Consider the following 11,643-nt stretch of genomic DNA (forward strand, 5'->3'; position numbering starts at 1 on the left):
TCTCCATGAAAATAGAGCCAATACTGATTTCGCAGCATTGACCCGTCTCCACTTATTTAACTATTTTTGTAACAATTCAAAGACTTGATCCAGTTTTTCAGCAGGAATTTCCGCCACTGCATCCCCAATCGACAGCTCAAACCCACACGCATCAACCGGTTTCGCCTGCAAGTATCCAGAACACCCAACATTTGTCTCCGCATGAATTTTTGCTAAAATTGGTTCGATGGCTTCTGCCGATTTCTCAAAATACACATGAAACATATTGGAAACAGGGACTTCCGGCACCGTACGCACACCATCACACGCATTAAATCGACGCGCCAAATCCTTCGCCGCCTCATAATACTGCCCCATTTTGCCAATTCGTTTATCGAAATAATAATCCGCCGACACAATATACGGATACAGACTAATCAAATCACCGCCATAACGGCGTTTCCAGACCTTCGACTCTTTTGTGAAATCCGCATCGCCAGCCAAAATAGCACCCGCGATACCGCCAAGTCCTTTGTAAAAAGAAACATAAACACTATCAAACAGCGCACAAATCTCTTTTTCCGACTTCTGATAATACGGCGTGACTTCCCACAACCGCGCGCCATCAAGGTGAAGCCTAATCCCATTGCTGCGACAATACGCCGAAATCTCCTCCAACTCCGAAAACGTTGGCAGCTGCCCACCAATTTCACGTTGCGGCAACTCAAGTAAAATACACGAAACCGGCTCATTTAAATTGCGAATATCATCCAGCGTCGGCACACGGTCCGCCTTCCCGAGCAATAACGGCTCCATCGATTGCAACTCCCTCAAGGCATCCTGCTCATGAATTTCGAGATGAGAAAGCGGATGATACGCGATTTTATTGTTCCCCTTCTCGTCCGCCCAAATCCGCAATGCAGCTTGCTGCGCCATCGTCCCACTTGGGAAAAACACAGCCGTCTCCTTCCCTAAAAACGCCGCGATTTTGTCCTGAAAATTCTCGATAACTGCACCTTCCCCGTAAATATCACTTTCCAAATCCGCATCAACCGATTCAAAAGCCTCTTTCAAAACACTAGCATTACGCGGCCCATGTTGCGAAAGTTTGTACGTCGTTTTTTTGAATGAATCCTTTAATAATCTATTTGTTACCATGTCATAATAACCCCTTATCATTATAAAATTTCTGCCTAATTTCTGTAGCTATACGCTCAATTATTCCCTCTTGATAGCCTGCCAATTCGAGCTCTAATATCTTCTCTTTAACATCATTTAATTCATTCACAACAATAACGTTTCGCAATTTCTTACAACGGTCTCCATCCAGTGGCACACTTGGTTTGCTCTCCAAATAAGCTACTGCATCCATCGCTAAAAAAAAGACCTTATCTTGGTATCGACTTTTTAATTTGGATGCCATCTCAATACCCTCAGGATCGAAATCACCCGAATAATACAGTTGAACATCATGATTCACTAACCTATCTAACAATAGCCAAATCGCATATCGAAATTGACCATTTGTGCAAATAATAGGTAGATCTGGAAATTTATCTAGTAACACTGAAAAAACACCTGAATTTTCTATCAGTATAATTTTCTTCCCCTTATTCGGCCTGATTGTGGTAATCTCGATTAGTTGCCTCACAGGAACATTCCACGGACTATTACTCTCGCACGCACTCCGCCACATCGCCATTGGTTCGCTCTTCTTAAAAGCAACCAAACCATTTATCGCTGCAAAATTCATAATATCATCTTTAATCAAGTGAAATCCAGCATATATTTCATTTTCTCTCTCTACTCGCGACGTATAAATCTGTTCTTTATTTAATGATAACACTCCTAGTACCGCCAATAATAGCTGACCTCTGTACGTAGTACTATCAAAAGCGTGCGGATTCCCTGTCTGCTGATATGCGAATACCGGGAGTTTCGTGTATTCTTTTGGCATGTTTCCCAAAGCTTCCTTAACTTGAGAAAAACCGTTCAAACAATCAATTCCATCTATTAAATACCACTTATAAAAAGGTTTTAAAGGGATTTCCAGATAGACAGATGAAATATTCTCTACCGTACTCACAAAAATTTGCAACAACTCTTCTTCACGCTCTTGCTTCTCTTTGTTCGACACCAATCTCCGCCCTAAAACTGCCTCCACAACATCCTTTAAAGGGATTTCCTCAAACTTACTACTCTCATAATGTTTAATGAAAGTAGCAATTTTAATATGTTTCACCTCATCCCATTCCCAAGGATCTATCCCCATAAACTGCAACAACGGCTCCACATCAACATTATGAAATCCCTTTTTCGAAACATTTCCTTGAAAGCGACCATAAGATTTATATTTCCGCTCCATTTCCTCAAAAAAGATTTTTAAAGCTACACGATTATTAAAATAATGAATAGCATCTTCATATAACTCATTCCTATTCATGCACTAGTTCCTCGTCACCATTTTTAGGCAAAATAAGTTTCTTTGTATATCCATCCCAATGATACTGCAATGTCCCTACCACTGCGGCATTTCTTGGTCGAATTAACTCATACGTATTCAAACTGGAAACAGTAGCAAATTCTCCTTGTAAAGATTGCGAATTCATGATGTAGTTGAAGCCCAATTGTTCCGTCGCCTTAAATAATTCCGCGATATTTAATTCATCAATCCCTGCAAAAGCCTCATCTAACGAAATAATATAGGGTGCATTAGCGCTCGCATCCTCATATCTCGAATATACCGCCGTGAAAAGAGGGAGATACATACAAATAGCCTTCTCACCGCCACTAAATTTATTGAACTCATTATTATTTAGCTTAGACACTCCTTCATTCACCCTGTGATACTTCATTTCAAATTGAAACCACTTCCGATAATCCAATACTTGTTGCAAAATCTGGTACAGGCTATCCCCGCTATCTTCCTCTTTCTGTTCTTTTTTCGCGTGTGCTATTTTTGCCTGGAAATGCCTTTTCATTAACTCCGTGTCACTCTCTTTTAAAATAGAAGTATCTTTCTTCAACAGTCGCACTAATTCCTTCGTCGATAGCTCATCATCACTATCACCAGTATTCGGAACCCAATTAATCGATAACGTTAGTCCAGACGAATTATCCTGATCCTTTAAAATTGCGTTCATCTGTATCACCCATCGTTGCGCCTTTTGAATGAGCTGTCTAATTATTTTGCCTACAGAATGAAAAATAATCTGCTCAAAAAGTTCCTCATCACTCTCTCGCAGTATCAAATTGGCCTGTTCAATCTGAGAATTCAAACGATCTATCAGCAACTGCGGATGAATCCAAGCGCCTTCCGAGTTCACTTCCAGAATTTTTTGTTGGTTTAATGTTCGCCAATTTTCAATCATAGACATATCGCTCTCATCCGTATAAGTTTCCAAATAATCCGGTTCAGACAAGATAACAGCTCTCTTCACGGATGGCCGATACTCTAGAAGATTACTTTCAGATACAGAAAATACTTTATCTAATTTCCTTTCAAATTGATATAAATGGCTATCATTATACTCCCAACCCTGAATCATCCCTTTTGCCTCATCCTCCATCTCCAATTCATTATTCACTACCCGATAACGCTTAAACTCCTGAGTAAAAGTACTCGCTAACAGTTGTTCAAATATAACATCAAAATCCAGTTTCCCAGCTAACTGTTCTATCTTAGACTCAACTTGAACCTTACGTCCATGAGACTCAAGCGTGCTCCTACTTATCATTTTTTTGCGCTTCTCACCTTCTTGAATGTTCAACTTAACTTGCCCAATCTGGGCTTTAATATCATCTAACTTGCTCAACTTTTGTCGTGCCATTATAGAATCATACTGTTTTTCTAAAAGATCCTGAGAATCCTGAGCCTCATCAGATTCCAGCTGCTTCTCATCCATTTCCTCGCTTTGAATGCTTAGTTGCTGTTGCTGATCTTTTTGTTTTGCCATCACATATTGTAATCCTGTCAACCGATCCTTCCAGTCAGAAAAAGCGTCTTGATAATCTATCATCTCCTTGTACGCACCCTCGTAACTCTCTAGATTCAACTCAAGATCATCCTCCGTTGTAAATTGGGTTAATCCCCACTTTAAGCTATCCATATGTTTCTTTTTTTCTCTCATCTCTTCCTGTTTTTTAGATAATTTCTCATTCCATTCCTGCACGTTTCTCCCTTCCTTCTTACTCTCCTCATACGTGGTTTTCAACTCATCATCTCTTGGTAAGTTATTCACCATTTGCTCTGCGTCTTCCACTTTCTTCACTAATATCATTTTATTTTCTTTTAAATTCATATATTCCCCATTCAATAAATCTAACTCGTTATTAATCTTATTTATCTGCTCTGCTCGATAACGCTCCCGACTAGCCTTCCCAATATACATCGCCTTGTAATCACTCGCCGTTACACCTCGTAGTAAGTTCATCTGATAATTACCTTCCGTACTAATCCTCCAAGTTCCTACGTCATTATTACAATCATCCGAGACCTCGATAGAACGTAAAATCTGCGTTATATAATCACTATGTCGACTTAGCCCATCACAATCCGCCACTAAATACTCTGTTAAAGCCTTCTTATCAGGCGTTAACGGGACAGGGATCAGTTGCCGATCTCCTTCCAAAGCTAAAAAATCCTCCGTCACTAATGCATCCAGTATTCCACTGTCTAATAATGCGCCCTCTATTCTATTCCGTTGCTCCTCCGAAAGCTCCTCCCTAAAATCCACACAATCATAAAATGGAGAGGCATTCGCAACTAACTGTTCTCGAAACTTAGTACTAGCAATGCTCCTTAGTGGCTCAGGCTCGCGTTGCTCCTGCCATGCTTGTCGCTCTGACTCTTGATGCTTTATCTCAACTTCCAAACTGTTCATTTCAGCTTCAAGTGGCAATAACGATCTATCCAGTCTTTCTATTTCTAATTTTACAGCCCGGTACAAAGGCTCTATTGCAAATTCAAATATAGTCACTTCATCATATAGTCCCTCTAAATCACGTAATACGCCTTTAAAAACATCTACATCTAGAAAGAATGGCAACTGATTTTTCCATTCATGCAATTTCGTTGCTAGTTTTTCACGCTCTTCTCTGTAAGTCTGTTGCCAATGAAGCTGATTTTTCTGATGCAAATCACGGTTTTCCAAGTATTCACCAAGCTCACTATCTAATTTTGAATAATATATCTGCTCACGATGAATTTCTTTTAAACGCTCGATCCCTTCTTGTAAATGGCTTACATATGCCTTAATATCCGCACTCCAAAAATTCAATACCAACTTCTCATCCTGCCGCTTACTACTATCTAAATGTAGCAAGTGTTTGATAGCATATCCGCCAGACTCGGCATGATCAACCATCTCGTCCAAATAATCATGCTTCTCTTTCTCCAGATTATCATGCTCCACTTCCAGTTCTTGCAAACGGCCTTTAATTTCCTTGATGTAACTCTCCTTTGCTTTCAATTGGCTATGAAGCTTTTTCACTACCTCAGACTGTTTTTCTAAATGTTCCTTTGTTTTTTGCCCCTGAGCAACTAACTGAAAATCCTTGTGATGACTCAATTCCTCATTTTCATCTCGCCAAACGGCCAAGTTCATATCCAAATCATGATCTTCTGACTCTAAATCCAGTAGTTTTTCTTTCAAAATTAAATGCTCGGCTTGATGTTGCTCAAGCTCTATTCGCTTTATCTTAGTATACTCTATACTGTCTAGCCATTTTTTTGCAATAATACGCAATTTTTCATCATAAAAATCGGTATATACACTATTTAAGCCTTCTAATGCCTGTTTCTCCCGTTCAAACTGCTCTAATCTCATTCTACTCGAATCAATCTGATCCAATGTATTAGAAATCGTTTGTAAATCATCTTCTTTTAATGTCGGCAATGAATTAGATAATATCCCGAAAATAACAGTAGGATTAAACTCTTTTGACAATTTTGGACTTCTCAGTTGAATAAGCAAATTTATACAATTATCAAAATCACTGATTGTAGCAAAACCAAAAATTCTTTGGTTGACCAGCTCTTGATATTCTCTTTGTGTGTCTAGCACAACTCCGCCGCTCTCCACTCGATTGATAAGTTGCCTTTTAGAAAGTGGCTGTAGCTTATCCCCACTCACCTCGTCAAAAAGACTAAAATCATGCCCAATTCGGCGATTATCTATCAAAGCGAAATACCATTTAGTCAAGACTCCTCCACGCTTTGCCTTCAAACCAATACCTGTCGTCATGTAGATATCATGGTCCTTCTTCTTGTACTCAATAAATAAATAACCTGTCCGATCATTTAATTTCGTAACATTTTCCTCACCTAGCAAATACTCTTCCATTTTTCTGGCACGACTACCAAATGAATCCAGTCTATTAGCGATAGTTTTCCCATCCAATAATACAGGAAACAGGCTCTGCATTGTAACAGATTTCCCCGAACCATTTGATCCTCTTAAAAGCATCTTTCCATCAGCAAATTCAAAATATTCCTCATCATAATACCAAAAATTAATCAAGCCTACTCGGTTGACTTCCCATTTCGAATCATTAATCGCCATACTATTACCTCCGTTGTTAGTCATCAATTTGAGTTTTCATCTTTTCTTTATATGCCTCTGGATACAACGAGTCAAAACCTGCTGGATAACGCCCTATATTTCTAGCAAAATTAGGCATAATAGTTATATTCCCCAACTTATTTTCACGCAACATTCCCCACGTTTTTCCGATTTCTAATAACACAGCCGCAAGTTTATCCAACGATAATTCCTGATCCTTTTTTGACCATCCACCTCTGTTTCTAGCAGCATGATCTCCAACTAATGTTTTCCACTGATTTGAAGTCAATATCATTTCTCCATACGCATTATACTCCAACCCATCTCCTCGAACGTAGTCTACCAATTGAAGAAAGCAGTCATCTAGTGATTTTAGCGACGGAAATGTATCATATTGTGCTTTTCGATCATGGAGAGTCAACATCGCCACATTTTTTGTTAATTCAAAAGAAAATGGTGTGAATTTTTCAAAAAAATGACGTATGTTCTCCTCCTGATTTCGTAAATAATAAAATTCGGATTCATTATCTGCATTTCTTAAAATAGCTGGCTCCATCAATAAGGTTCGGAAAATTTTCACTCTATTTTCATAATCCGCCAGCTTCTCTCTTCTTTCATTCGAAATAAAGTCCCTACCACTATTATAAATTTGAAAATCCTCTGGGTATGTTCGAATAAAATATCTGCTGTATTTACTAATCCTATAAAGTACCTCATATTGCTCTTTCGATTCCGCAAAAGTATTCGTATTTCCTTCTATTATTTCAATCAGTTGCAAATCCACCATTTTATTTAATACTTTGACCAAGCTTTTTCGATGTCTATAATTAGTCCAATCCAGCCCTTCTTTTTCAGGATAAAAAAGCTCAATCTCCTCTACCAACTCATTTAACAGAAATGGCTCGCCTTCTCCTTTTTCCTCCGTATAGGCCATAGCGCAACAAAAGAGAGCATATTCCATCAAAGTATTAAAATCCGCCATCCCCATCCAGCTTTTCGCTTGAATCGGAATTTTTTCTAACTTGATAAAATGACTACGTACAATGAGTTTTAAACCATAGTTCTCCATCAAATGTCTTATCAATTCACGCTCATTGCTTTTTATTAAATGATATTCATACCTTTGCCGTTCTCGAACAATCCAATAGTTTTCAAATAAAACACCAACTGCCTCAGCTATTTCCTCATTGCTAGCAACCATTTAACTTATCTCCTTTTTCAGGATATTGTATACTACCCTAGGCATTGTTAGTTCGCCATCTTCCGAGCAAAGTGTTATTATTTCAGCCGTATCCACCGTTATTTTAATGGACATATTAAATTCCGTTTGAATGATATTATCCTCTTTTTGGAAAGATAGACTTAGCCACTTTAATAGAATTTTTCGCACATCTTTTTCTACAAATCCCACATCTTTCAAATCAATTTTATTATCTTTAATGTAACTTAATATCCCGTTTTCTAGTTGCTTATTCTCCCGCAAATGCTTATTTCGCAACTCGTCTTTTTCGGCTTGCTTTCTCTCAAATGAATCAGACTTGGTTTTCCTCGAATACGACCTTATTCTTGGTACTGTTTCATGAATAGTCGGATCTATTTCCCACATATCCTCATATTTATTATCAGAAGAGCACGGTTTCACATAGTAATGCTTCGTCTTTTCAAACCCAAACAAATACGCCGATAATTCATTCGCTTCATCTAAGTTTTCACAATCTAAAAACCATTTCGCCAACAGCATATAATCCTTTTTCCGACTATGATACTGTTGCATTTGATCACTAAACCGCTGCATCAAGTGTGTCATTTTTCGAATAGCATGGTTCGTTTGATTTAGCAATAAACTATATTCACTCGCCTTATGAGGTTGATCAATAAACCATGATTTCATATTGTTCCACTTCTCAAAAAATTCTTTTCTGACTTGATTTTCATCTATAGTCAGTATTTCTAAACGAGGGATTTCTTTTTCCTTCTTTAAAATCTGTTGAAAAATTCGCTCCAAACAAGCCTCCGAAACGTTTTCAAAGCTATGTTGGATTTGATAGGCTTTATTTTGCATGGCGATAATAAAATCCCTTAAATAATTAATAAACTTGTCACGATATACTAAAAAAACTTCCGTCTGCATTTGAAGCTCAGATTTTTCACTATTTAGATATCCAATATAGTCTGTCGTATTCTTGCTAATTCTGCTAAAATGTGTAACCGTATCCTCCCAAATATCCAACAATTGTTGTCCTTCTGGCGTTTCCTTTTCTAATCTTGTAAGGCAAACTAATAATCGTTCAAATATATTTTTATCTAGCGAGCCACGAGTTCCTTTATGTAGGTTTGCGATGTTTTCTAGCATATCTTCAATCACAACACTTGTCTCCGAAATTTGATATCTAAAATGCCGATTTTTATATTCCTCAATGGATTTAGGTTGGCTCATTTCTTGGCGTTGCTCGAGATTCCCCCACGAAATCAAACTATTTAAATCCTGATCCAATTCTTTTTCTTGGTAGTTTGGGAATTTAATATCTTCTTGCATAAATTTAAGAATATCACCACGATACAATAAATCATTCATACTACGATGTTGGTCATAAAAATACCTCATAATTAGCCGATATCGCTTGTAATTTTCCGCTGTTACATAGGTAGCTTCACTCAACTTGGAAAAGTCCTGATTATTCATCAAATATCCCTTCTTCTAGCTTATTTTGGGTCTGCTCCTCAATAACTTAGCATGACTTCTTGTGACTAATTATAACATATTTGGACCTATTCAAACGAAGATAACATTAGAAATGTACATTATAGTTTTTCAATCAATCCAGATAGCGCCGTTCCTTTTGGATTTGGTGATGCATTTAGTTTTCTTCCAAATCTGTAAAGTGGATGCTGTGTCATAGTCTTTTGCTTGTAGTTCCGTTGCTTTTTGAACAAGCGCGTCTGATCCTTTTTTCTCTTGGATAACATTTGCTACTTCTTTCTTGGTTTTCTTATAGTCTTTTTTAGCGTAGGCATCTGTAGCCTCTTGCATAGCTTTTGTTTGCACAAGATAAGCCTTTGCTTTGTCATCGGATTTCTTATCTTCCAATGCTAATTCAAAAGCCGCTTCTGCTTTGTCATAGTTTTCACTGGCAATCGCATCGAGCCCTTTTTGTATCGCTGTATTATACGCATCCTCCGTATCCGCTTGTCCGCAACCCGCTAACAAAAGTAGGAAGCTTAATACGACTAGACTTAGTTTCTTCATGTTTCATCCTCACAATCCCTGTATTTTTTGTTTTTCTAAATGTTCTTGTACCATCTGAGCTACTTTTCGATACATTTTTACCTGAACAATCCCACCTACCGTTGCGCCCCCAATATAGATAACGTTCCATATGGGAACACTCAATATACCAAGTGTTGCTAGCTTGCCTTTCCAAGCTGTTTTACCTACCTCTACCAGCATGCTGTCTTCCAGTAATGTCATGCGGACGGTTAGCGTTGATTTTGTGATACCTTTTCGCTTCATTTTGATACACCACAGATTTTCTTCTTCCATAATTTTCGTTTGCATATTGGAGCGTTGACAAAACAAAAGCAATTCCTCTTGCACCCGCTGCCACCCATCCAAATCTTTCACAAAAAATGTTTTCATGTCACTTCTCCTCCCTCTAATTCTTGGTTCTCTTTAATAATCTTCTGTACCCAACGTGAACTATAACCGTATTCTCGCGATAGGACATGCACATTCTTCCCATTATATTCTTGGCTTATTTTCATGCTGACTTTGTCTTTGGCATATAAGCGGACTGGAAAATTGATTTGTTGCCCACGCAAAAGTGGATACAGTTTCAGCATGCTCTCAATTCCTACAGCCTCCACCATCTCTTTGTAGACCTCCGCCAAACAGTCCTGGTGAATGCGTTGTTGTGGATACATCGTTCGTTTCACTCCTCCCTTGTCACCTACTTCCTTAGCTTACCAATTTTTGAAAACTATTCCAAAGGCGTGTCACACGAAATTTGCGTGTACTTTGACATACTATGAAAAATCATCGCTTCTAGCGATCTAATAATCGGATGGGAACAACATCATAAGGTAGTCTGCTTCTTCGATAATCCAGATGGTGTGATGAATTGGCTTGGTCGTTGTCAATGTCGCATGCACCGTTTTCTTATAGGCTGGTACCTCTTGACGATGATAGATGGTTTGTCTTTGTGTTTCCGGCTCGATGCTTAGTTCAAATACATGGAGATAGTCGATTGGTTTTTGACTTTGTTTCAGAATCGTGAAAAGTTGCCAGAGAATGTCTTGAATCTCAAATGGAATTTCTGCATCGATAGCTCTGGTTCTATACTTCGGTGGCATCTTGTGACTCTCCCTTCGTTTTCCATGGCAAAATAGCTTCGACTTCGCCATTCACTTGCCAAATTACGAGATCATTTTTCTGCGTTTCTGGATGTTGACTGATACTGGCGGTGTATTCCATGTCATTTTGTAGGTATTGCATGGTTAGAAAACTGATTTCGTGTGCTGTCATTTGTAGCTCTTGGAAGCTTCTCGCTATCTCAGGTATCGTTTCCTCCAGAGCTAACATGATTGATTCATAACCAATCTCTTCTATAGAAAGAGAAAGCTGATAGCGCTGTTTCATTTGTTCTTGAAACCAATGCAGGTTTTCTTGCATATTTTCCCCTCTTTTCTATGTTCCTTTTGAATTTGGTGATATATTTAGTTTTCTTCCAAATCTGTGAAGCTGTGTAATTTTTGATGTTGAAATAGCAAGGAATAGAGCGGGCTATCCGTGTCTCCATCTGAAATGACAACCATTTTCCATGCTTCATACTGGCACGTTCGGACAAAGAGCAAGTCTGGTAGCTTTTTCTCAGGAAGATGTTGGCTGTAGTTGTTGTCCAATGCTTGACGATGTAGCAACTGCATCCGCTCTTGTATCGCTTCTTCTGGAATAGCGCCTATGCCCTCTAACCACAATGTTTCTTGAAAGCGTTCTTTCGTGAAAATCGACATAGTTTTCCTCCTTTCTAAATAAAAATAGAGCCAATGCCTGTGTGAGACATTGACTCTTGAATATAATATTTATTTATAATACGATTTGTTT

The 11,643-nt window shown here is 38.4% G+C and carries 11 protein-coding genes; all 11 read right to left on the bottom strand.

The genetic code is table 11. The features are described from left to right. Positions 1–60: 60 nt before the first annotated feature. The 11 genes from DUK53_RS05990 to DUK53_RS06040 all read right to left on the bottom strand — a co-directional run bounded on the left by DUK53_RS05990 (position 61) and on the right by DUK53_RS06040 (position 11,552). On the bottom strand, positions 61–1,137 hold the full coding sequence (locus tag DUK53_RS05990; protein ID WP_036090423.1) for a threonine aldolase family protein: 1,077 nt from the start codon (positions 1,135–1,137) through the stop codon (positions 61–63). A gap of 1 nt (position 1,138) precedes the next feature. Continuing rightward, positions 1,139–2,422, bottom strand: a complete 1,284-nt coding sequence (locus DUK53_RS05995; RefSeq protein ID WP_036090420.1) for a DUF2399 domain-containing protein — start codon at positions 2,420–2,422, stop codon at positions 1,139–1,141. Further along, entirely contained in the window at positions 2,415–6,542 is a 4,128-nt protein-coding gene (locus DUK53_RS06000; RefSeq protein ID WP_036090416.1) for a TIGR02680 family protein, read from the bottom strand. Before DUK53_RS06000 ends, DUK53_RS05995 begins: the two co-directional genes overlap by 8 nt. 16 nt (positions 6,543–6,558) lie before the next feature. After that, on the bottom strand, positions 6,559–7,743 hold the full coding sequence (locus tag DUK53_RS06005) for a TIGR02678 family protein (protein WP_036090414.1): 1,185 nt from the start codon (positions 7,741–7,743) through the stop codon (positions 6,559–6,561). Next, positions 7,744–9,225: a TIGR02677 family protein gene (locus DUK53_RS06010; RefSeq protein ID WP_036132616.1), complete on the bottom strand. Its 1,482-nt coding sequence runs from the start codon at positions 9,223–9,225 to the stop codon at positions 7,744–7,746. Between the two features lie 129 nt (positions 9,226–9,354). After that, positions 9,355–9,789, bottom strand: a complete 435-nt coding sequence (locus tag DUK53_RS06015) for a hypothetical protein (protein WP_052164986.1) — start codon at positions 9,787–9,789, stop codon at positions 9,355–9,357. Between the two features lie 9 nt (positions 9,790–9,798). Then, positions 9,799–10,179, bottom strand: coding sequence for a hypothetical protein (locus DUK53_RS06020; protein WP_036090409.1), 381 nt, complete (start codon positions 10,177–10,179; stop codon positions 9,799–9,801). Further along, positions 10,176–10,463 (bottom strand): Mor transcription activator family protein, encoded by a 288-nt coding sequence (locus DUK53_RS06025; protein WP_036090406.1) that lies wholly within the window; start codon positions 10,461–10,463, stop codon positions 10,176–10,178. Before DUK53_RS06025 ends, DUK53_RS06020 begins: the two co-directional genes overlap by 4 nt. Before the next feature lie 129 nt (positions 10,464–10,592). Beyond that, a complete protein-coding gene (locus DUK53_RS06030) occupies positions 10,593–10,892 on the bottom strand; it encodes a DUF960 family protein (protein ID WP_036090403.1) in 300 nt (99 codons plus the stop codon). Further along, the gene (locus DUK53_RS06035; protein WP_036090402.1) at positions 10,876–11,211 is read right to left on the bottom strand and encodes a hypothetical protein; all 336 of its coding nucleotides are present in this window, start codon (positions 11,209–11,211) and stop codon (positions 10,876–10,878) included. The genes DUK53_RS06030 and DUK53_RS06035 overlap by 17 nt, the downstream gene beginning before the upstream one ends. A gap of 44 nt (positions 11,212–11,255) precedes the next feature. Next, positions 11,256–11,552: a hypothetical protein gene (locus tag DUK53_RS06040; protein WP_036090398.1), complete on the bottom strand. Its 297-nt coding sequence runs from the start codon at positions 11,550–11,552 to the stop codon at positions 11,256–11,258. Positions 11,553–11,643: the final 91 nt, after the last annotated feature.

The organism is Listeria sp. SHR_NRA_18, from assembly GCF_003856515.1.
GTDB classification, from domain to species: Bacteria; Bacillota; Bacilli; order Lactobacillales; family Listeriaceae; genus Listeria_A; species Listeria_A newyorkensis.